Source organism: Streptomyces sp. FIT100, assembly GCF_024584805.1.
Lineage (GTDB): Bacteria > Actinomycetota > Actinomycetes > Streptomycetales > Streptomycetaceae > Streptomyces.
Window position 1 is genome coordinate 103017 of sequence record NZ_CP075715.1, and the last position, 21348, is coordinate 124364.

The window sequence follows — 21348 nt, forward strand, 5'->3', positions numbered from 1 at the left end:
CGCCATGGATCCCGTGGAGGCACTGGACCGGATCGCCTTTCTGCTGGAGCGGTCCGGGGCGCCGACGTACCGCGTACGGGCCTTCCGTACGGCGTCGGCGGCCGTCGACGCGCTCGGTGCGCGCGAGACCGCCGAGCGGGCCGCGGCGGCCGGATCACTGGAGGCCGTTCGGGGACTGGGGCCCAAGACGGCGCAGGTGGTGCGGGAGGCCCTGGCCGGTGAGGTGCCCGCGTATCTGCGCCGGCTGGAGGAGGAGGCCGGCGCAGGCCCCGGCGAGGGGGACGCCGGGGCGCGGCTGCGGGCGGCGCTGCGCGGCGACTGCCATCTGCATTCGGACTGGTCGGACGGGGGCAGCCCGATCGAGGCGATGGGCAGGGCGGCCGCGGCGCTCGGCCATGAGTGGGCCGTGCTGACCGACCATTCGCCGCGGCTGCGGGTGGCGCGCGGGCTGTCGGCCGAGCGGCTGCGGGAGCAGCTCGACGTGGTGGCCGGACTCAACCGGACGTGGGCGCCGTTCCGGCTGCTGACCGGGATCGAGTGCGACATCCTGCCGGACGGCTCGCTCGACCAGGAGGACGGGTTGCTGGACCGGCTCGACCTGGTGGTCGCGTCGGCCCACTCCCAACTGCGCATGGCGGCGCGGCCGATGACGCGACGGCTGATCGCCGCGGCCGCGAACCCGCTCGTCGATGTACTGGGGCACTGCACCGGACGGCTGCTGACGGGGCGTGACGGGGGCCGGGGCAGGCCGGAGTCCGAGTTCGACGCCGAGAAGGTCTTCACGGCGTGTGCGGAGCACGGGACGGCCGTGGAGATCAACAGCCGTCCGGACCGGCTCGATCCGCCCCGGCGGCTGCTGCGGCTGGCGGTGCGGGTGGGGACACTGTTCGCCATCGACTCGGACGCGCACGCCCCCGGGCAGCTGGACTGGCAGCTCGCCGGCTGTGCGCGGGCCGAGGAGTGCGGGGTGCCCGAGGCACGGATCGTCAACACCTGGGGCGCGCAGGAGCTGCTGCGCTGGACGCGGACCCGGGCACTGCCGGGGGCGCCCTGACGGCGTTCCGGTGGCGGCCGCCACCCGAAGGACGCGCTGTCCGTGCCGCGGGGTGCGCGAGGTGGGACCGTGGAGGTGGAGGCACCGGTGAGGCCGGGGGCGGCCTCGCACACGAGAGGACAGGGATCACCGTGACCGCGACGGACAAGCACGGCGAGGAAGTATCGGTGCAGCTCAGCGGCGCACCTCAGGACGCGGACGCCGTCTTCGGCGCACTGCTCGCGGCGTACCCCTGCGACCGGGACGCCGAGGAGCACCCGCACGAGCTGGGCGCGGGCGGGCACCCGACGATCTGGATGGCCACCTACGACGTGTCGCCCGCCGACACGGCCGGGCCGGTGGCGCGGACGGCGCTCGGCGCGCCTGTGGCGGCGGAGCTGTCCGGCTCCTACCCGGCGGTGGACCGGCTGGCCAAGGCGCTCACCTCGGGCTTCTCGGTCGAGGTGGAGCACGAGGTGTCGGGCGACGGCGAGAAGCAGCTGCGGGTGAGGCTGGAGTCGCCGGCGGGCTAGGCCGTGTCTGACAAATCCCGCCTGGCGCGCGACGCCCGGCACGCTCCCCCAGAGCTCGCGCCTGGGAGGTGCCCCCACCCCCGTAGCCCTTCGGGCACGGGAGGTGCCCCCACGCTGCGTTGTCGGAGTCATCCGAGTACGCCCAGTACGAGGATGATCCTCCGCCTTGCGATTGCACGCACCGGACGCCGCGCACCCCGCCCTGCGGGCGGACGGCGCCATTTGTCAGACACGACCTAGCCGACGCGTCGGCGGTCGGCGGTCGGCGCCCCGGTAGGCCGCGCCGGATTACATGCCTTGACAGGCATATAACCAGTGGCGCATATTCTCTTTCATGACAGACGCCATCTGGTCGGCCCTGGTGGACCCCCACCGGCGGGCGGTGCTCGACCTGCTGCGCGACCGCGACCGAGCGGTCAGCGAGCTGGTCGAGGTGCTCGGGCAGTCCCAGCCGAATGTCTCGAAGCATCTGCGGGTGCTGCGGGAGGCCGGGCTCGTGCGGGTCACGAAACAGGGGCAGCAGCGCATCTACGCGATCGAGCCCGGCCCGATCGCGGAGCTGGATGCCTGGCTGGCCCCGTACCGGCGTCTGTGGAACGAGCGCCTCGACCTGCTCGGCCGCTACCTCGACTCGGCCGCCGCCGACGACACCGGAGCCGGTGCCACGTCGTCGGGCCGTACATCAGGCCGTACGTCCGGCAGTACGTCAGGCAGCACGTCGGGCCGTACCAGCGAACCCAGAGAGCACTCGGACCGCACAGAGCACACAGAGCGGACAGAGCGCGCAGAGGAGCCATCATGAACCGCGGTACCTTCATCACCTTCCAGGGCCGCCCGGCCGTCCAGTTCCAGCGCACGTACCCGCATCCGGTCGAGCGGGTCTGGGCCGCCGTCTCCGAGCCGGAGGGTCTCGCCCACTGGTTCCCGTCGACGGTCCGGCTGGAGCCGCGTGAGGGCGGGAAGATCGAGTTCTCCGACGACCCCCACCTGTACACCTCGACGGGAAAGGTGCTCGCCTTCGAGCCGCCGCACCGGTTCGCCTTCTCCTGGGAGGGCGACGAGATCCACCTGGAGCTGACGGCGGAGGGGGACGCCGGCTGCCGGCTGACGCTCACCAACGTCCTGGCGGCGGAGAACACCGCGGCCCGCAACGCCGCGGGCTGGAGCGTCTGCCTCGCCGAGCTCGACAAGCATCTGGCCGGCGCCCCGGCCGAGGGTCCGCACAGCGGGTCGGCCGAGCCGTGGCAGCCGCACTACGAGGCGTACGTCGCCGAGGGAATGCCCTCGGGGGCCGAGATCCCGGGCGCGCCGCAGCAGGACGCCTGAGCACGTCGCGGCAGGCCGTGCGGCCGGACGGCACGAGCGCACGGCGGGCGCCGGGCGCCGACGGGTGCCGTTACGTCACGGGCCGTACCGGCAACTCCTGCACGCTGTTGCCCACGAAGCCCGCGTGACGCGGCAGTTCCGTGTCCGGCACGGCCAGGTCCAGCTCGGGGAAGCGGGTGAACAGCCGCTCCAGCGCGACGGTCGCCTCCAGCCGCGCCAGCGGGGCGCCCAGGCAGTAGTGGGGGCCGTGGCCGAGCGAGAGATGGCGGGCCCCGGAGGCGCGGGTGAGGTCGAAGCGGTCGGCGTCCGGCCCGTGCGCCGCCCTGTCCCGCCCGGCGGCCGAGTAGCCGGCGAGGACGGGAGTGCCCTTCGGGACGAGCGTGCCGTCGAGGGTGAGGTCCTTCGTCGGGTAGCGGAACGGGAAGTAGCTGACCGGGCTGTCCCAGCGCAGGGTCTCCTCGACGACGTCCGCCCAGCTCGCCCTGGCCTGCCGCACCAGGGCGAGCTGGTCGCGGTGGGTGCACAGGGCGCGTACGGCGTTGGTGATGAGGTTCAGCGTCGTCTCGTGCCCGGCGATGACCATCAGCAGCAGCGTGCCGATCAGTTCGGGCCCGCTGAGCCGGTCGCCGTCCTCCTCGCGCGCGGCGACGAGGGCGCTGGTGAGGTCGGGGCCGGGGTCCGCCGTCCGCGTGGCGACGACCACGGCGAGGACGTCGACGAGCTCCTTGTTGGCGGCCATCGCCTCCTCGGGTCCGATGTCGGTGGCGACGACCTGGTTCGACAGATGGTGCAGCCGGTCCTGGTAGCGGGGGTCCACGCCGAGCAGTTCGCAGATGACGCCCATCGGCAGCGGCATGGCGAAGTGCCGGCGCAGATCGACGGTCCCGTCGCCCGCGGCGGCAGCCGCGCCCAGACCGTCGAGGAGCTGCTCGGTCACCGCCTCGACGCGGGGGCGCAGTTCCGCCACCCGGCGCGCCGTGAACGCCCTGCTCACCAGCGCCCGCAGCCGCCGGTGGTCGGCGCCGTCGGCCGTGGTCATGCCCCGCACGGTCGCGAAGGTCTTCAGCGGCCAGCCGTCGGGTATCCGGCCCTCGCGGAGCGCGGTGAAGTGCTCGGCACCCTTGGCGACGTCCGGGTGGGCGAGGAACTCCTTGAGGGCGTCGTGCCCGAGCACGGCCATCCCCGCCACCTCGCCGGGGAGGACGACCGGGGCCACGGCGCCCCGCGTGAGCAGCCGTGCGTTGTCCGCGTGGGGGCAGCCGCCGGCCGGGTCCATCCGGTGCGGCACGGCGGGCGAGTCGTCGTCCAACGAAGGCTCCTGTCGGCGGGTCAGGGGGCACAGATCCTACGGTCGGAGGTCCAGCATGCAGAAGACCTTGTCGTAGCGGTGTTCGCCCACGGCGACGAAGCCGGGGAGACGGCCGTATTCGGTGAAGCCCAGCGACCGGTAGAGGCACAGCGCATGGGTGTTGTCGCCGCGGGCGTCCAGGGTGAGGACCTCGACACCCGCCTCCCGGGCGTCAGCGATCAGGGCCGCGGTCAGGGCCCGACCGATGCCGCGACCATGGGCATCCGCGGCTACCGCGAGCTTCTCCAGATCGGCGTGCGGCCGATGGGTCGGCCGGGCGTAGCGGAGCCAGTACCCCAGCCCGACAAGCCGACGGTCGAGGTAGGCAGCGCGCAGGGCCGCATCCCCGTCCCGCGCCGCAGCGACGACGTGGCCGAGCAGTTCCGCCACCTCATCCCGCGACGGTGGTTCGACCCAGCCCAGCGCAGCGCCACCACGGACCAGGTCCGCCAGGATCCGGTGGGCCGACTCCGCGAACCGGACCTCCAGCTCCGGCTCGCAAGTCAGCTCCACAGCGTCGAGGATGGCGGGCTCAGTGGTCACACCGCTGGTCGTGGCCGGATTCATGACCCGCAGCCTAGGGCGTGTTTCAGAAGTGGATCTTGATGTGTCAAGATCCACCGAAACGCACCCTAGTCGGGCAGGCGCGAAGCGAGGATCATCCCGGTGGCGTACTGGAGCAGAGCGCAGGCGACTCGGGAGTCCTCAAGCAGTTGCTCGGGGTTGCGCCCGTCCAAGGGTGGGCGGGTCGCGCCCTTGCCCCAGTACGGGTTCATGTCATCGATCAGGAGCTGCCCGCCGGGCTTCAGTGCGGTGATGGCACCATCGAGCAGGGAGGCTTTCAGCTGACCGGGGACGTCCAGGAAGATCAGGTCGTAGCTCCCCAGGGTCGGGAGGGCCTCCTTGGCGTCGCTGACCATCAGAGTCACCCAGTCAGGCCAGCTCGCGCCTGACGCGAGGGCAGACTTCTTCGGGTCGACCTCGACGCTGACGACTTCGGCGTCGGTGCGGCTGTGCAGGCCGTGCACGATCCATGCGAGGCCAACGCCAACTCCAGTGCCGAGTTCGAGAATGCGTCCGCCGATGGGGGTCGCCGCCGCTAGGACGGACATGAGCGCGCCCACCTCGGGGCAGCATGATTTCGCAAATCCGATTCGCTGGGCCCGGGCGTAGGCGGCGTCGACCGTGGGCGGCACCTGCAGGGCGGTTCGCGCACCCAGGCGCCGTTTCATGCTCTCGACCTCAGCCGTCGACATCTCGCGGCCGAACGTTAGGGTGACCAGGCACCGTGTGCCTGATTCCTCCGCGGTGCCCGTTCGCTCCATGACATGGCTCCTCGGTCTGGATGCCCGCCGCGCGGAATGCACCGTCCGTCAGGCTGCGCACCTCTGCTACACGAACGCCCGTTCAGGTGACTTTCCGGCACGCCGCGAGGAACTCGCGCAGCCGTTCGGGCATGAATGATGTTCGCACGGCTGACGTTGTCTCGCGATTCGAACCGTATCCAGAAACTGGGGTTGGCTTTTCAGTCCGACTCCGGAGAAGGGCGCCAAGCCATGGCAGCTTCCAGTAATCCCGGGAACCGCGAACCCGAATCCCGCGTGATCCTCGAATTCGACCGCGAGGTGACCGATGAGGAGGTCAAGGAGATGCAGGCCAAGCACAACGCGACCTCTGCCTTCGTGGAGGCTGGCGGCCATCACCACCACCACGACGACGACGAGCCCGACGTCGTGGACATGGGAGAGGTCGACCAGTAGCACCCTATGCTCGCACCGCACCGTTCCTCGGTGCGGTCGAGCGGCGTTGGGCGAGCTACCGCGGGGCGACACACGAACGACGCTCAGGTGCGCCGGGGCGGTAGAGGCAGAAAGGCGAGAGATGGACTTGAATGCATTCGACACCGCGCTGTCGCGCAAGCCGTTCGGCGACAGCGCCTATGTGCGTGAACAGATGCACCTCACGTTCAAACGTCGGCTCGAGAGCCTCGGTATCTCGGTTCAGGCTGCTCGCCATCTGCTGACGGCACTTCAGCAGGCAACGCCACAGACCGAATACCGCACTCTTGGGGATCCGCTTCTGCGCAGGGCTGTCCAACATCTACTGACTCCCGAGGTCGTCGGGCCACGGCGGAACTTGCTGTCCCCGCAGCTGTCAGCCCAGGTGATCGAAGCCGTCGCGCAGCACGTGGAGACCGGCGCTGCCAACGGACCGCTGCAGGGCGATTCCGCCGACGCGCAATGGCTCGGCGATCCGTCCAGCACTCCCTGGATCTGGTCCCCTGGGCAGGACCGTGGCTTTGTCGGGGAGACGTTCACGCGCTTCATCGAGCAACAGTTCGGGGGCGGGCTGGCGCAACCGAGCGAGAGTGATCTCGCGGTGCTACGCCAGGGCTTCCAACTCCTGGACGAACTCCTGCCGCTGACCTCTCGCGGAGCCCTGAGCCACACTCACCTGATCGGGCTCACCCCCGGTACAGACACGTGGGCGGGCAAGGCGTCGTCGTCTCAGTTCACCGTAGTCGGCATCGTCTTCCTGAACCGCAAGCTCCTCCAGAACCCCTGGTGGGTGGCCGAGCACCTGCTCCACGAGGCACTCCATCAGAAGCTGTACGACTTCCGCCACGCCCATTCATTGCTGGCCCGCGATCTCGACGACTCCCCTAACGCTCCCGTCGATGTCAGTCGCGTCGTGTCGCTGTGGAACGTCCCGGGCCTCGACGGGAACAACCGGTGGGACGTCCACCGCGCCATGGCGGCTTTCCACGTCTACGTCCACCTGGCTCTGTTGTGCTCCCTCGCGGAACAATACGCTTCACGGCTGCGGGACATCTACGGTCCGCTGGACGCCCCAAAGCCCATGACCGAGAGCCGCAAGGCCTTCGAACGGGCCCACTACCTGGCCGAGAGTCTGCGGGCCGAGTGCTGGGACGAACTCGGCCTCGCGGGCCGACGCATGGTCGACTGGCTCAACGCTGTCCTGGATGCCATGGACCAGGCACCTCCCCCGGCGGGCTCGTTCCTCCACCTCATCCTCGACCGCTACCTCAAGGAAGCACGCCGACTTCGTGGGGCAACGGTCACCGACGATCTGGCGACCACACTGGCAGCTCTCGGGCGGTCCGAAGCCGAGACCTTCCGCGAGGTCCTGTCCGCCATCGGTGCCAAGGACCACCTCGACACCTTCACGACCGAACCGGCGCCACGGCCCGCCCATGACCACCAGACGGCCTTCGCGCAACAGCGCCACCACATCGCCGACACTCTCCTGCGGCTCGCGCCGAACGGCTACAGCCTGGCCTCCCTGTGCCGGCCCCCCGGACCGTCCGCAGACGAGATGGTGCGCGCCATGGTGGAGGCCTCCAGCCGAGAGCTGGCAACAACCTCGGCGGCAATCCCCACAGACCGTGACCGCCCCCATCACATCCCGAGCCCTTGGCATGGCCACTGAACCCCCGGCATCACCTAGGGTGCGTTTCGACCGTGCTGGTCACAGCCACTCGTTGATGGCTGCGACCAGCACGGTCGCTTCGTAGCGGACGGCGAGCTTGTCGTATCTCGTGGCGACCGCGCGGTGGCGCTTGAGGCGATTGATTCCGCACTCCACCGCGTGGCGCTGCTTGTAGTCGTCCTTGTCGAACTTCGGTGGCCGGCCGCCCTGGGAACCGCGTTTCTTGCGGTTGGCGATCTGGTCGCGCTTCTCCGGGATTGCGCAGCGGATACCGCGTCTGTGCAGGTAGGCGCGGTTCGCGCGGGAGCCGTACGCCTTGTCGGCACGGACCTTGTCCGGGCGGGTGCGAGGGCGACCCGGTTCAAGCCGGGGCACCCGGATCCGGCCCAGGACCACCTGGAACTGCGGGGAGTCGCCGCGCTGTCCGGCCGTGATGACCAGCGACATCAGCTTCTGGGCCTGCTCGACCGCCAGGTGGAGCTTGGTGGTCAGCCCGCCCCGGGAACGTCCGAGCCCGTGATCGTCGGGCTCGGTGAACACACCACCTGGCGACTCGATCTGCAGATCCCCTTTTGCGGGCACCGGCCGCATGCTGGTGGGCGCGGGCGATGGTCGAGTCCACCGAGACGTCCCAGGTGATCAGCCCCTCGGCGTCGGCCCGGGCCTGCAACTGCTCGAAGATACGGTGCCAGGTGCCGTCCCGCTGCCAACGCCGGAACAGGCCGTACACAGTCGCCCATGGGCCGTATCGCTCGGGTACGTCCCGCCAGGGAGCGCCAGCGCGGATACGCCCGCGTATGCCGTCTATCAACTGCCGCTTTGTGTGCACCGGTGGCCGTCCAGGCTTCTTGCCCACCGGGAGCAAGGGCTCCAGCTTCGCCCACTGTGCATTGGTCAGATCGTGCCGCCCCACGAAGTGGATCTTGACACATCAAGATCCACTTCTGAAACACGCCCTAGAGGGTGTCCGGCCCGGGGCCCGGCCGAGAGTCCGAGCCCCGACCTCGGCGGCGGCCGCACCGTGCAGCCGGCCGTTGCCGACCCGCGCTCCTCGGTCGTGTCTTCACAGTGGCGTCGTCTGCCCGGGGACGCCTGGCACGCTCCCCCAGAGCTCGCGCCTGGGAGGTGCCCCCACGCCGCGTTGTCGTCGGTCGCCGATGTCCCCCGTAGCCCTTCGGGCACGGGAGGTGCCCCCACCCCATGAACTCCCTCCCCGCCTCGCGATCGCACGCACCAGACGCCGCCGGGCCCGCCCTCCGGGCGGACGACGCTGCTGTGAAGACACTCCCTAGCCGCGGACCCGTCGTACGACGTGCAGGAGGTACTCCTTGCGGTCGAGCGGGTTGTGGTCGGTGCGCGGCCGGGACGGCACGGTGCCGTCGGCGACCGGTGCGTACCGCTCGAAGGCGCACTCCAGGACGCCCTCGCCGCGCGTCAGGCCGGGCAGTTGCTGTTCGAGCCCGTGGATCCGCACGGCCGGGATCTCGCCCTCCAGCGCGTACGCCGTGCCGCGGGCCTCGGTGGTCAGCGGGACGGCCCGGTGGCGCGCCAGGGCGGAGAGGACCGCCGCCAGCGTGTCGGCCGGTGCCTCCAGCCGGAAGCGGTGCAGGGGCTCGTGCACGCGGGTGCCGGCCTCGCGCAGTGCGTCTGTCAGGACCAGCGGTGCCAGGCCGCGGAAGTCGCCGCCGGTGCTGGACATGCTCTTGTCGAAGACGGCGTGGGCGTGGCTCTGCCGGGGGCAGTACCCGCAGTGCGTCAGGGTGACGGTGCAGTCGGGGATCTGCCAGCCGTGGAGGCCCTGCCGGAGTGTCTCGCGCACCGATTCCTCGGTCGCCTTGAAGAAGGCGTACGGCATCGAGCCCAGCTCGACCCCGAGCCGGAACGTCGCCCCGGCGCCGGGCGGCGCGGGTTCGACGCGCAGTCCGATCGTCGCGAGGAAGGGGTTGGTCGCCTTGTGCTCCTTGAACTCGACGGCCTCGCCGGTGCCTGCCGGGCGTTCGATGCAGACGGTGGTCGTCTCCCGGAAGGTGACGTCGACGGCGAAGTCGTTCGCGAGCGTCGCCTGGATGACCTCCTTCTGCACCTCGCCGTAGAGCGAGACGGATACTTCCCTGCGGATGTCGTCCTGTCGCAGGCCGATCAGCGGATCCTGCTCGGCGAGCTGGGTGAGGGCGGTGTGCAGGGCCGCCCTGTCGCCGGGGCGGCGGGGCACGACGACCGTCTCCAGCGTGGGCGGGGCGAAGTGGTGCCGCTGCGGGTCCGTCGTGCGCTCCGCGCCGACCGGATCGCCGATGCGGATGCCGCCGAGGCCCCAGACCCTGGCGATCTGCCCCGCGGCGACGGCGTCGTGCCGGGCGTGCGGGCCGCGGTCGAAGACGCTGATCGCGGTCACCTTGGCCTCGTCGTCGTCGGGGAGGCGCAGCCGGTCCCGGGTCCGTACGGTGCCCGAGTACATCCGTACATACGCGATCTTCTCCCCCGCGGGGCCGCGCTCCACCTTGAACACCGTGCCGGAGACGGGCCCGCCGGGGTCGCCGCCGGCCGCGGGCAGCAGCTCCCTGATCCCGGCCGTCAGCGCGTCGGCGCCGGCGCCGGTCGTCGCGGAGCCGAAGAAGACGGGGTGCACCAGCGCCCGACGGGTCTGCGCGGCGAGTTCGCCGCGCAGTCTCCGGTACGAGAGGGCCTCGTGGTCGTCCAGGCACGTGGCGAGGAAGGCATCGTCCTGCGCGGAGAGCACATCGGCGAGCCGGGTGGTGAACGCGCTGTCGGCGGCGGTGAAGGAGGTGAACCGGGCCCCGGGGGTGCCGAGTCCGGCGGCCGAGCCCATCGCGACGGCCGAGGAGGCCAGCCGCTCGGCGATGCCGCGCAGCACGTGTGCGTGGCCGGCCCCGGCCCGGTCGATCTTGTTGACGAAGAGCAGCGTCGGAATGCCCAGCCGCCGCAGGGTCCGCATCAGGACCCGGGTCTGCGCCTGCACCCCCTCGACGGCCGACACGACCAGGACCGCCCCGTCGAGGACGTTCAGCACCCGCTCCACCTCGGCGATGAAGTCCGGATGACCGGGTGTGTCGATCAGATTGACCGTCAGGTCGCCGATGGCGAACGACACGACGGCGGATCTGATGGTGATGCCGCGCTGCCGCTCCAGCGCCAGCGAATCGGTCTGTGTGTTCCCGTCGTCGACGCTGCCGATCTCGTCGATGGCACCGGCGGCGTACAGCAGCCGCTCGGTCAGGCTCGTCTTACCGGCGTCTACATGCGCCAGGATTCCCAGGTTGAGTGTGCGCACTGCGTGTCATGTCCTTTGAACAGTCGGAGATTCCCTTCGCGTTGGACATGAACGCAGTGCGCATTACCCGCTCCTCGGTCTATGGGCTGTCGGCGGCAGTGCAGCAGAGTGCCGGCCGGAGCGGCAAACGGTTTTCCGTCACTCCGCCACCGGCTGGAGCTCGCGGGCGCTCCTCCCCCGCAGCAGGGCGATGAGTCCGGTCGCGGTCTCCGCCATCGCCCACCTGCCGACCGAGAGGTACTTGCGGGAGTCGACCGCCTCGGCGTCGGCGGCCAGGAACTCCCTGATCGCGGCGGTCATCGCGACGTTCAGCGCCGTCCCGATGTTGATCTTTGCCATGCCGCCGGCGACGGCCGCCGAGAGCTCGTCGTCGGGGACGCCGGACGAGCCGTGCAGCACCAGCGGCACGTCGAGGGCGTCCACCAGCCGGGCGAGCAGCTCGTGGTCGAGTGCGGCCGTGCGGGTGGTCATCGCGTGGCTGCTGCCGATCGCGACGGCGAGGGCGTCCACACCGGCCGCCTCGACGAAGGCCCGTGCCTCGTCGGGGTCGGTGCGGGCGCCCGGCGCGTGGGCGTCGAGCGGCGCGGCGCCGTGCTTGCCGCCGACCTCGCCCAGTTCGGCCTCGATCCAGAGGCCGTTGGCGTGCGCCCAGTCCGCTGCGGCCCGGGTGGCGGTGAGGTTCTCCGCGTACGGCAGGTGCGAGGCGTCGTACATCACGGAGCTGAAGCCCGCGTCGGCCGCCTGCCGCAGCAGATCCCCGCTCGTGACGTGGTCGAGGTGGAGCGCGACGGGTACGGCGGCGGCCCGGGCCGCCTCGATGGCGGCCCGGGCGAGCGGGCGGACCCGCCCGTAGCGGTACTTCACCGCGTTCTCGCTGATCTGCAGGATGACCGGGGAGCCCGCGGTCTCCGCCCCGGCGACGACGGCTTCGGCGTGCTCCAGCGTGATGATGTTGAACGCTGCGACGGCGCGGTGCTCCGCGGCGGCCGCGGCGACCAGCGTTCCGGTCTCGGCGAGCGGCATCGGTCAGGCTCCGGTGAGGATGACGGAACGGGTGAGGTGGCGCGGGCGGTCCGGGTCGAGGCCGCGCGCCTCGGCGACGGCGACCGCGAGGCGCTGGGCGCGTACCAGCTCGGCGAGCGGGTCGAGCCCGCCCGCCACCCACATCCCGCCGGTGGAGTGCACCTCGTCGGCGAGACCGGCCGGGGCGTCGCCGAGCATCCAGGTGGCGGTGCCACGGCTGGTCACGCTGATGGGACCGTGCCGGTACTCCATCGCCGGGTACGACTCCGCCCAGGACGACGACGTCTCCCGCACCTTGAGCGCGGCCTCGGAGGCGAGGCCGACGGTCCAGCCGCGGCCGAGGAAGGTGAACTGCTTGCACTCGGTGAGCCATTCGGGCAGCGGCTCGGACAGCGCGTCGTGCGCGTCGTCCACGACGGCGTCGCTGTGCAGCCCGGTGTGGGCGCGCAGCAGGGTGAGGGCCGAGGTGGCGAACCGGGTCTGGACGACGGAGCGCTCGTCGGCGAAGTCGAGCACGAGGACGTCGTCGGCGGCGGTCATGACGGGGGTGGCCGGGTCGGCCGTGACGGCGGTGGTACGGGTCTTCCCGCGGAGCCTGCCGAGGAGTTCGAGCACCTCGGTGGTGGTGCCGGAGCGGGTGAGCGCGACGACCCGGTCGTAGGCGCGGCCGTCGGGGAACTCGGAGGCGGCGAACGCGTCCGACTCGCCGTGGCCCGCGCCCTCGCGGAGCGCGGCCGCGGCCTGGCTCATGTAGAGGGAGGTCCCGCAGCCGACGAAGGCCACCCGCTCGCCCTTGGCCGGGAGCAGCTCCGCCCGGCTCGCGGCCAGGTCCGCGGCCCGGTTCCAGCAGTCCGGCTGGCTCGCCAGCTCCTCAGCGACATGGCTCATGTCCGTGGTCCACCCTTCGCGTGCGATGCCTGTCGCCCTGCGCGACAGTCATGCGTGTTTATGCAAAGTAGCGCGAGTTTTCAAACATCTTCAAGCAAGCACAGGGGAATGACGTGCGCTAGGGTCACGACGGAAAGTCCGAGGAAAGGAAAGGAACCGCCGATGTCTCGCGACGCCCGCTGGAAGGCACTCCTGGAGCTGCTGGTCGAGCAGGGCCGGCTGGACGTCGAGGAGGCGGCGACGGCGCTGGAGGTGTCGGCGGCGACGATCCGGCGCGACTTCGACCAGCTCGCCGAGCAGCAGATGCTCGTACGCACCCGCGGGGGCGCGGTGGTGCACGGAGTGTCCTACGAACTCCCGCTGCGCTACAAGACCTCGCGGCGCGCGGCGGAGAAGCAGCGCATCAGCGCGGCCGTCGCCGGGCTGATCTCGCCGGGCGAGGCGGTCGGCTTCACCGGCGGCACCACGACGACGGAGGTCGCCAGGGCACTGGCGGCCCGCGCCGATCTGGCCAGCGGCTCACCGGCGCTCACAATCGTCACCAACGCGCTCAACATCGCCAACGAGCTGGCGATCCGGCCCCAGTTCAAGATCGTCGTGACGGGCGGGGTGGCGCGACCGCAGTCGTACGAGCTGATCGGCCCGCTCGCGGACGGCGTGCTCAGCCAGATCACGATGGATGTCGCGGTACTCGGCGTGGACGCCTTCGACGTGGTCCACGGCGCCGCGGCGCACGACGAGGACGAGGCCGCGATCAACCGGCTGCTGTGCGAGCGGGCCCAACGGGTCGTGGTGGCGGCGGACTCGACGAAGCTGGCCGCCCGTGCCTTCGCCCGTATCTGCGGCACGGAGCAGGTGGACACGCTGGTGACGGACGCGGCCGTGCCCGACGAGACGGCCGCCGCGTTCGAGGAGGCGGGAGTGGCCGTCATCCGGGCCTGAGCGCCTTCGGCCACGGCGCGCACCGGGTGCAGCGGCTATAACTGGACGGTGATCATCCATGTGGCGCCGCTCGACGACTGGCTCGCCGTCCCCGAACGCCCGTACGCACCCCGTTCCTTGTCCGCCGAGGGCTTCGTCCACTGCTCCCCCGACGAGGAGACGGCGCTCGCCGTCGCCAGCGCCTACTACCGTGACACGCCCGGCCCGTTGATGGCCCTGCTGATCGACGAGAGCAGGCTCCGGGCGACGGTCCGGTCCGAGCCCGCGGACTCCTCGCCGCCGCCGGGCGTCGCCCCGGGCACGCTCTTCCCGCATGTGTACGGGCCGATCGACCGGGCAGCGGTCGCGGGGCTGCTGGAAATCCAGCGGGACGCGCAGGGGCGCGCCGTGGGCTTCACGCCCTGGGCCTGAAGTCCACGTGCCTGAAGTCCACGTGCCGGATGGACTCGTACTGGATGCACTCGTGCTGGATGGACTCGTGCTGGACGGACACATGCTCGTAGGCCATGGGCTCGTACGCCACGGCCCCCGAGCCCCGCGCTACCGCTTGCCTTCCCGCGGGGGCCACCGGGCGCCTGCGCCCGGGGAGAGCTGATCGACCACGTCCGCCAGCTCGACGCATGCCTGTTCGAGCTTTCGGCGGATCGTGGTCTGCTCGGTCACGATCGCCGACAGCAGCAGGCCGGTCAGCGCGGCGGAGGCGTTGAGCGCCTGGAGGGTGCCCATCACCGCGAGGAGGCTGTGCCCGGCGAACGGCCCCACCCCGTCGGTGGCCGCCCAGATCGCCATGACGGACTCGATCAGCACGCACGGCGCGGCGCCGGCCAGCTGGAAGCGCAGCGCCGCCCAGATCAGCAGCGGGAAGACGAGGAAGAACATGGGGACATCGGCCCTGGTGGTGAGGAGCGCGACGACGAACGTGCCGCCGAGGAGCAGCACCGCCTCGATCCAGCGGCCGGGGCGGACTCTCGTGGGCCGGCGGGCGTTGCGGGCGACCAGCAGCAGGGGCGTGATGACGAGGACACCCATGGCATCACCCACCCACCACGCCGACCAGACCGGCCAGAAGTCGCTCCGGGAGATCTGACCCGCGAGGGTCAGCACCCCGGTGCCGACGGTCGCGCTGACCATCATCCCGGCGATCGCACCGAGAAAGACGAGCGCCAGCCCGTCCTTCAGCCGGTCGAGCTCGTTGCGGAACCCCACCCTGCGCAGCATCAGATACGCGAGGACCGGGGCGAGGCAGTTCCCGGCGAGAACGCCGAAGGCGGAGGGTCCGAGCGGGCCGACGGCCAGGATGGTGAGCACGATGCCGAGGGCGATTCCCGGCCAGATCCGCAGGCCGAACCAGAGCAGCGCGGCCAGGGCGATCCCCGTGGGCGGCCACAGCGGTGTGACCACAGCACCCTCGACGGGCACTTGGAGCGTCAGTCCCGCACGTCCCGCCACGAAGTAGAGGAGGGCGACGGTGACCATGAGGACGACGACTGCCCCGATGCGCCGGATCTCCCTGGTGCGGACCACAACACTCATCACACAACGCCGCCCGGCCCGGCGCCTCCCGAGACGACCGCGGCGGCAGGCCCGGCCACAGCGACCGGGGCGCCCGGTTCAGGCGGCCCTCTCCGGGGCGGCCACGTCGTGGCGGAGCACGAGAACGGCCGCGTCGTCCGTGTGGTCCGTGTACGCGGCCGCCGTCATCACCTGGGCGGCCAGCTCATCGGCGCAGGCCCCGCTCCGGGCGCCCGAGCGCACCAGCCGGGTCACCCGGTCGAGCCCCGCGTCGATCGGCACCGTGGGCCCTTCGACCACCCCGTCGGTGACCAGGACGAACGCCCCCTCCTGGGTCAGCCGGCGCCTGATCACCGGGTACCCCTCGCCCGGCTGGATGCCCAGCGGCAGTCCCCCGGGGTCCTGGGCGGCGCCGCAGCGGCCGTCGGCCGTGGCCCAGATGGCGGGTACGTGCCCGGCCCGTGCGCTCTCCAGTACCCAGGTGATCGGGTCGAAGCGGACGAAGGTGCAGGTGGCGAAGAGCTCCCGGCCAACGGAGACGAGCAGGTCGTTGGCCCTGCTGAGCACTTCGCCCGGATCGGTGGAGGCCGTGGCGACGGCGCGCAGCCCGATCCGGATCTGCCCCATGAAGGCGGCGGCCTCGACATCGTGCCCCTGCACGTCCCCGATGGAGAAGCCGAGCGAGCCGTCGGGCATGACGAAGCCGTCGTACCAGTCGCCGCCGATGTCGAGGCCGTTGCGGGCGGGTGCGTAGCGGGCGGCCGTGCGCAGTCCGGGAAGGGCGGGAAGGGCGGTGGGCAGCGTGTCGCGCTGGAGCGCCTCGGCCAACTCCACCCGGGCCCGCTGCAGCTCGGCGCTCTCCCGCGCCTGCGCGGTGAGCCGCCCTAGCGTGGTCAGGAGGTCGTCGGCGGTCACCGACCTCGGGGGACGACGCCGCGCCATGGACCGCTCCGATGAACCGTTCGATCTACGTCCGATCGCGCCTCTGCGCACCCTGCGGAACTCGTCGCTCATCCTACTTCCGGGCACTCGGGGCCGCCTGACGAAGCGGTGCGGGCCCCTTCGCCTACGATCACCACACCGTGGTCACACATCGTGATCCCGGGACAGCGGACGCCAGGAGGCGGCTCAGGTGACCACGCCCACGGCCGGCAGCGCCGACAGCACGGACCTTGCGGACAGCGATGCCGCGGACGGCACGGACAGCACGGACAGCACGCGGGAGCGCCCCACGGTGGCGCTGCTCGGCACCGGGATCATGGGCGCGGGAATGGCCCGCAGCATGCTCCGCGCAGGGCTGCCCGTCCGGGCCTGGAACCGGACCCGTGCGAAGGCGGAGGCCCTCGCCGCCGACGGGGCGTACGTGGCCGCCACGTCCGCGGACGCGGTCACCGGCGCCGGCGTCGTGGTGACCATGCTCAACGACGGACCGCGGGTGCTGGCGGCGATGCGCGACGCGGCCGGCGGCCTCGCCCCGGGGACGGTGTGGGCCCAGGCGGCCACCGTGGGCGACGCCGCCACGGCCGAACTGGCGGCGTTCGCCGGGGAGCACGGCCTCACCTTCGTCGACGCGCCGGTCCTCGGCTCCCGGCAGCCCGCCGAGAGCGGTGAACTGCTCGTCCTCGCCGCGGGTCCGGCCGCCGTCCGCGACGTACTCGGCCCCGTCTTCGACGCGATCGGCCGCCGTACCACGTGGGTCGGCGAGGACGGTTCGACGGCGGCGGCCAGCCGGCTGAAGCTGGTCCTCAACAGCTGGGTCACCGCCCTGACCCACGCCACCGCCGAGTCGCTCGCCCTCGCCCGCGGCCTCGGCGTCGACCCCCGCCGCTTCCTGGACGCGATCGCGGGCGGCGTCCTGGACAACGGCTATCTGCGTGCCAAGGCCGCGCTCATCCTCGGCGACGACTACTCCCCCGACTTCTCCGTCGCCAACGCCCTGAAGGACTCGCGGCTCATCACCGAGGCCGCCGAGCGCGCCGGGGTCCGGCTGGACGTCGCCCGGGCCGGCGTCGCCCGCTTCGAGCGCGCGGAGCGGGCCGGGCACGGCGGCAAGGACATGGCCGCCACGTATCTGGCCTCGTTCGACGCGCCGTCCTGACCCGCACGGCGGGGAACTCCGGCCCGTGGGCCCCTCGTTCCCGTGGGCCCCTCGTTCACCCACCAGGCCGGCGCAGGGGGTCCTCCGCCACGAGCCTGCGCCCCACGCGCCGCTCGTGCAGCAGCCGCCCCACGAGCGCGCCGCCGTAGACGACGAAGCCCACCCCCACCAGCCAGGACTGGAGCACCAGCACCGTCCCGAAGGGGCCGTACGTCACCGCGTTCGCCGCGATCAGCGGTGAGAAGACGAACTGGGAGAAGATCCGCAGCCCGAGCAGCCCCAGCGCGGTCGCCACCGCCCCGGGTGCCAGTGCTCGCCAGCGGATCCGGCCGCAGAGCAGCAGCCACTGCGACCACCAGAAGAAGAGGAAGGTGCCGAGCAGGTCCCCTGCGGCGACGAGCACCGTGCCCAGAACAGTGGGCTCCGCCTGGGTGGGGATGGTGACGAAGGCCAGGAGCGCCGTGATCAGCACGGCGAGCCAGACGACGTGCCGCCACATGGTGTGCCAGCGGGCCGTGGGCAGGTCCCACACCCTTTCGTAGCCGGTCTGCACGGCCGAGCCGAAGGTCACCCCGAACGCCGCCAGCGCGGCGAGACCGAACGCGGTGGTCTTCTGGAGCGCCTGCCCTGGCCGGCCGAAGAGCTCCTCGATCTCCTCCTGCGACACCTGCGACACACCGAGGCCCTGGACGAGCCACTTGGCGAAGCCCTGGCCGCTCGGCAGGTCCGCGGCCGCGACGACGACGAGGAGGGGCACCAGGGTGAGGAAGCCCAGCGCGGCGAAGCCCATGGCACGGTGCATCAGCTCCATCTCGCGGCCGCGGTTCCAGGCCAGCCCGACGACCGACGTCAGCACCAGCCGGTGGAGCCGCGCCAACCAGCGGCCGCGGTGCGCCGAGGCGCCGGCAGGCTCACCGAATCTGAAGGGCATGTGCCGTGGCTACCCGTATGCGTCCCGGGAGCAGTCCCGAGTGCCGCCGAACGGGTGTCCACCGCCGCCCTCGACGACGGCGGCCCGGTCCGCCCGGGGGCCGCCGCCGGCCCCCCGATCCGGGTGGCGTGCGCGGTCGCCCGAGGGGGCGGCGCAGTGTTAGAACTGGGACATGATCGGACGTTCCCGCCGGTCCCGGCTGACGGCGGTCAGACCGCCCGGCCGTCGGCGGTCACGCGATCAGCGCGAGCGGCCGGCGAACCAGCGGCGGGGTCACCGTTCCTTCCTCGGGATGCACACGCTCGCCACCCAGGTCTTCCTGCTCCAGGCGATCGTGGTGATCCTCCTGGTGATCGCCGCCTCGGTGGCCCTGGTCCTGCAGGCGCGCTCCGACAGCGTGGAGGACGCGGAGAGCCGTTCGCTCTCCACCGCGGAAACGTTCGCGCACGCCCCCGGCACAGCGGCCGCGCTCAGGACCCCGGATCCGGCCGCGCTCCTGCAGCCCGCCGCGGACGAGGCGCAGAAGGGCGCGGGCGTCGACTTCATCTCCGTACTGAGCCTCGACGGGATCCGCTACACGGACCCGGAGCGCCATCTCGTCGGCAAGCGCGTCGACGGCGACATCTCGCGGGCGGTCGCGGGCGAGGCGTACACGGAGATGTTCTCGGGCCGGCCCCGGGACGCGGTCCGCGCCGTGGCGCCGGTCACCGACGCCGGCGGGAAGGTGGTCGGGCTGGTCAGCGCCGGGATACAGGTCACGAACGTGGGAGAGCTGCTGGACCAGCAGCTGCCGGTCCTGCTGTGGTCCGCGGCCGGTGCGCTGGCGCTCGCCACCGGTGGCGCGGCGCTGATCAGCCGGCGGCTCCAGCGGCAGACCCACGGTCTGGCGCCGGCGGAGATGACCCGGATGTACGAGCACCACGACGCGGTGCTGCACGCGGTCCGCGAGGGCGTGCTGATCGTCAGCGGTGACGGGCGCCTGGTGCTCGCCAACGACGAGGCGCGCCGCCTCCTCGACCTGCCGCCCGACGCGGACCGCAAGCCCGTGTCACAGCTGAACCTCGGCCCGGGCATGACCCAGCTGCTGGTCTCCGGCGAGGAGGTCACCGACCGGGTGTTCCTCTCGGGCGACCGGCTGCTGGCGGTCAACACCCGGCCCACGGCGCCGTACGGAGGCGTCCCCGGTGTGGTCGCCAGCCTGCGTGACACCACCGAGCTGCGGGCGCTGACCGGCCGTGCGGAGATCGCCCGTGAGCGGCTGACGCTGCTGTACGAGGCGGGGATGCGGATCGGTACGACGCTGGACGTGCGGCGTACGGCGGAGGAGCTGGCGGAGGTCGCCGTCCCTCGCTTCGCCGAGTTCACGACGGTGGAACTGCTCGACCATGTGCTGCACGGGGAGGAGCCGACCGGCTCGGCGACCGAGATGCGGCGCAGCGCACTGCGCGGCGTGCGCCCCGACCCGCCGCTCCAGCCGGTCGGTGACATGATCCGGTTCGTCATCCCCGCGACCCCGATGGCCATGGCGCTCGACAGCGGCCAGGCGGTGCTCGCCCGGGACCTGACCGAGCTGGAGGGCTGGCGGAGCCAGGACCCGGAGGGGGCGCGCAGGGCGCTCGTGTACGGCATCCGTTCGCTGATCACGGTGCCGCTGCAGGCCCGGGGCGTCGTGCTCGGCATGGCCAATTTCTGGCGGACCTCGGACCAGCCGCCGTTCGACGAGGACGACGCGTCGTTCGCCGAGGAGCTGGCGGCCCGGTCGGCGGTGGCGATCGACAACGCGCGCCGGTTCACGCGGGAGCACGCGATGGCCGTGACCCTCCAGCGCAGCCTGCTCCCCCGCGATCTGCCCCAGCAGGACGCGCTGGACGTGGCCTGGCGCTATCTCCCGGCGCAGGCGGGGGTCGGCGGCGACTGGTTCGACGTCATTCCGCTGCCGGGGCTCCGGGTCGCGCTCGTCGTCGGCGACGTGGTCGGACACGGCATGCATGCGGCGGCGACGATGGGCCGGCTGCGCACCGCCGTGCTCAACTTCTCCTCCCTCGACCTGCCGCCGGCCGATCTGCTCGCCCACCTCGACGACCTGGTGATCCGCATCGACGCGGACCAGAGGGCCGAGGACGTCGGCCGCGCCCCGGTGACCGGTGCCACGTGCCTGTACGCGGTGTACGACTCGGTCAGCGGACGCTGTACGTTCGCGCACGCCGGGCACGTCCCGCCGGCCGTGATCGATCCGGAGAGCGGAGTGAGGTTTCCGGAGCTGCCGGTGTCCCCGCCGCTGGGTGTCGGCGGGCATCCGTTCGAGGAGACCGAGCTGGACCTCGCGGAGGGCAGCCGGCTGGTGCTGTTCACCGACGGACTGGTGGAGGACCGGCGCCGGGACATCGACGAGGGGCTCGAACGGCTGCGCTCGGCGATCTCGCCACCCGGACTGACGCCCGAGCAGACCTGCGTAGCCGTGACGGACGCCCTGCTGCCCGCCACGTCCACCGACGACATCGCGCTGCTGGTGGCCCGCACCCGGCTGCTGCCGCAGGAGCAGGTGGCCGTCTGGGACGTGCCGCTCGATCCGACGCAGGTCTCCCGGGTACGCGCCGACGCCGCCCGCAAGGTGTCGGACTGGGGCCTCGACGGCTGCTCGTTCACCACCGAGCTGGTGCTGAGCGAGCTGCTGACCAACGCGCTCCGGTACGGGACCGAGCCCGTCCAGGCCCGTCTGCTGTACGGGCGCACGCTCGTCTGCGAGGTGTCCGACGGCAGCAACACCTCCCCGCATCTGCGCCGGGCCGCCACGACCGACGAGGGCGGCCGCGGGCTGTTCCTGGTCGCCCAGTTCGCCCAGCGCTGGGGGACGCGCTATGTCAGCGGCGGGAAGATCATCTGGGCGGAGCTGACGCCGGTCCGTGAGCTCCCCGACGAGCCGGTGATGGCGTTCGACGACGAGGTGGCCTGGTGAGCCGTGGCGGGTCGGCCCG

General features: G+C 71.9%; 21 protein-coding genes. 10 read left to right on the top strand and 11 right to left on the bottom strand.

Features of this window, described 5'->3' with window-relative positions; translation table 11 throughout:
- Window positions 1-4 precede the first annotated feature (4 nt).
- From KK483_RS00415 to KK483_RS00430, 4 genes are all read left to right on the top strand, one after another.
- Window positions 5-1054, top strand: a complete 1050-nt coding sequence (locus tag KK483_RS00415; protein WP_262002758.1) for a PHP domain-containing protein — start codon at window positions 5-7, stop codon at window positions 1052-1054.
- Window positions 1055-1185: 131 nt separating this feature from the next.
- Window positions 1186-1566 (top strand): hypothetical protein, encoded by a 381-nt coding sequence (locus KK483_RS00420; protein ID WP_262002760.1) that lies wholly within the window; start codon window positions 1186-1188, stop codon window positions 1564-1566.
- Window positions 1567-1900: 334 nt separating this feature from the next.
- Window positions 1901-2368 carry a helix-turn-helix transcriptional regulator gene (locus tag KK483_RS35250; protein ID WP_313877749.1) on the top strand — a complete coding sequence of 156 codons (468 nt, stop codon included), beginning with the start codon at window positions 1901-1903 and terminating at the stop codon, window positions 2366-2368.
- The gene (locus KK483_RS00430; protein ID WP_262002762.1) at window positions 2365-2892 is read left to right on the top strand and encodes an SRPBCC family protein; all 528 of its coding nucleotides are present in this window, start codon (window positions 2365-2367) and stop codon (window positions 2890-2892) included. The genes KK483_RS35250 and KK483_RS00430 overlap by 4 nt, the downstream gene beginning before the upstream one ends.
- Before the next feature lie 70 nt (window positions 2893-2962).
- Here the strand turns inward: KK483_RS00430 and KK483_RS00435 are convergent, their stop codons facing one another.
- The 3 genes from KK483_RS00435 to KK483_RS00445 form a co-directional block, all read right to left on the bottom strand.
- A complete protein-coding gene (locus tag KK483_RS00435; RefSeq protein WP_262009279.1) occupies window positions 2963-4168 on the bottom strand; it encodes a cytochrome P450 in 1206 nt (401 codons plus the stop codon).
- 69 nt (window positions 4169-4237) lie between these two features.
- Complete coding sequence (locus KK483_RS00440) at window positions 4238-4807, bottom strand: GNAT family N-acetyltransferase (RefSeq protein WP_262002763.1); 570 nt, start codon at window positions 4805-4807, stop codon at window positions 4238-4240.
- A 65-nt stretch (window positions 4808-4872) separates the two neighbouring features.
- Window positions 4873-5565 (bottom strand): O-methyltransferase, encoded by a 693-nt coding sequence (locus KK483_RS00445; RefSeq protein ID WP_262002764.1) that lies wholly within the window; start codon window positions 5563-5565, stop codon window positions 4873-4875.
- 231 nt (window positions 5566-5796) lie between these two features.
- Here KK483_RS00445 and KK483_RS00450 point away from each other — a divergent pair, with 231 nt between their 5' ends.
- A complete protein-coding gene (locus KK483_RS00450) occupies window positions 5797-6000 on the top strand; it encodes a hypothetical protein (RefSeq protein WP_262002766.1) in 204 nt (67 codons plus the stop codon).
- Between the two features lie 121 nt (window positions 6001-6121).
- Window positions 6122-7690 (top strand): hypothetical protein, encoded by a 1569-nt coding sequence (locus KK483_RS00455; RefSeq protein ID WP_262002768.1) that lies wholly within the window; start codon window positions 6122-6124, stop codon window positions 7688-7690.
- 39 nt (window positions 7691-7729) lie between these two features.
- On the opposite strand, the gene KK483_RS00460 is transcribed toward KK483_RS00455, so the two are convergent.
- The 4 genes from KK483_RS00460 to KK483_RS00475 all read right to left on the bottom strand — a co-directional run bounded on the left by KK483_RS00460 (window position 7730) and on the right by KK483_RS00475 (window position 12890).
- Window positions 7730-8603, bottom strand: a protein-coding gene (locus tag KK483_RS00460; protein WP_262002770.1) for an IS5 family transposase whose coding sequence is annotated in 2 segments (ribosomal slippage) — window positions 7730-8213 and window positions 8212-8603 — 876 coding nt in all. Because the reading frame shifts where the segments join, the coding sequence is not laid out codon by codon here.
- A gap of 375 nt (window positions 8604-8978) precedes the next feature.
- On the bottom strand, window positions 8979-10979 hold the full coding sequence (locus KK483_RS00465; protein WP_262002772.1) for a translation factor GTPase family protein: 2001 nt from the start codon (window positions 10977-10979) through the stop codon (window positions 8979-8981).
- A gap of 138 nt (window positions 10980-11117) precedes the next feature.
- Window positions 11118-12002 (bottom strand): class II fructose-bisphosphate aldolase, encoded by an 885-nt coding sequence (locus KK483_RS00470; protein WP_262002774.1) that lies wholly within the window; start codon window positions 12000-12002, stop codon window positions 11118-11120.
- A gap of 3 nt (window positions 12003-12005) precedes the next feature.
- A complete protein-coding gene (locus tag KK483_RS00475) occupies window positions 12006-12890 on the bottom strand; it encodes an SIS domain-containing protein (RefSeq protein WP_262002776.1) in 885 nt (294 codons plus the stop codon).
- 162 nt (window positions 12891-13052) lie between these two features.
- Here KK483_RS00475 and KK483_RS00480 point away from each other — a divergent pair, with 162 nt between their 5' ends.
- A complete protein-coding gene (locus tag KK483_RS00480) occupies window positions 13053-13832 on the top strand; it encodes a DeoR/GlpR family DNA-binding transcription regulator (protein WP_262002778.1) in 780 nt (259 codons plus the stop codon).
- A gap of 48 nt (window positions 13833-13880) precedes the next feature.
- On the top strand, window positions 13881-14243 hold the full coding sequence (locus KK483_RS00485) for a DUF952 domain-containing protein (protein ID WP_262002780.1): 363 nt from the start codon (window positions 13881-13883) through the stop codon (window positions 14241-14243).
- On the opposite strand, the gene KK483_RS00490 is transcribed toward KK483_RS00485, so the two are convergent.
- The 3 genes from KK483_RS00490 to KK483_RS00500 form a co-directional block, all read right to left on the bottom strand.
- On the bottom strand, window positions 14227-14355 hold the full coding sequence (locus KK483_RS00490; protein WP_262002781.1) for a hypothetical protein: 129 nt from the start codon (window positions 14353-14355) through the stop codon (window positions 14227-14229). The genes KK483_RS00485 and KK483_RS00490 overlap by 17 nt on opposite strands.
- A 17-nt stretch (window positions 14356-14372) precedes the next feature.
- Complete coding sequence (locus tag KK483_RS00495; protein ID WP_262009280.1) at window positions 14373-15356, bottom strand: MASE1 domain-containing protein; 984 nt, start codon at window positions 15354-15356, stop codon at window positions 14373-14375.
- Window positions 15357-15443: 87 nt separating this feature from the next.
- Window positions 15444-16286 carry a PP2C family protein-serine/threonine phosphatase gene (locus tag KK483_RS00500; protein WP_262002782.1) on the bottom strand — a complete coding sequence of 281 codons (843 nt, stop codon included), beginning with the start codon at window positions 16284-16286 and terminating at the stop codon, window positions 15444-15446.
- A gap of 292 nt (window positions 16287-16578) precedes the next feature.
- Between KK483_RS00500 and KK483_RS00505 the strand changes: the two genes are divergently transcribed.
- Window positions 16579-17442 carry an NAD(P)-dependent oxidoreductase gene (locus KK483_RS00505; RefSeq protein ID WP_262009281.1) on the top strand — a complete coding sequence of 288 codons (864 nt, stop codon included), beginning with the start codon at window positions 16579-16581 and terminating at the stop codon, window positions 17440-17442.
- Window positions 17443-17497: 55 nt separating this feature from the next.
- Here KK483_RS00505 and KK483_RS00510 read toward each other — a convergent pair whose 3' ends face one another.
- Window positions 17498-18373 (bottom strand): YihY/virulence factor BrkB family protein, encoded by an 876-nt coding sequence (locus KK483_RS00510; RefSeq protein WP_262002783.1) that lies wholly within the window; start codon window positions 18371-18373, stop codon window positions 17498-17500.
- 172 nt (window positions 18374-18545) lie between these two features.
- Here KK483_RS00510 and KK483_RS00515 point away from each other — a divergent pair, with 172 nt between their 5' ends.
- Window positions 18546-21329, top strand: coding sequence for a SpoIIE family protein phosphatase/ATP-binding protein (locus KK483_RS00515; RefSeq protein WP_399012926.1), 2784 nt, complete (start codon window positions 18546-18548; stop codon window positions 21327-21329).
- Window positions 21330-21348: the final 19 nt, after the last annotated feature.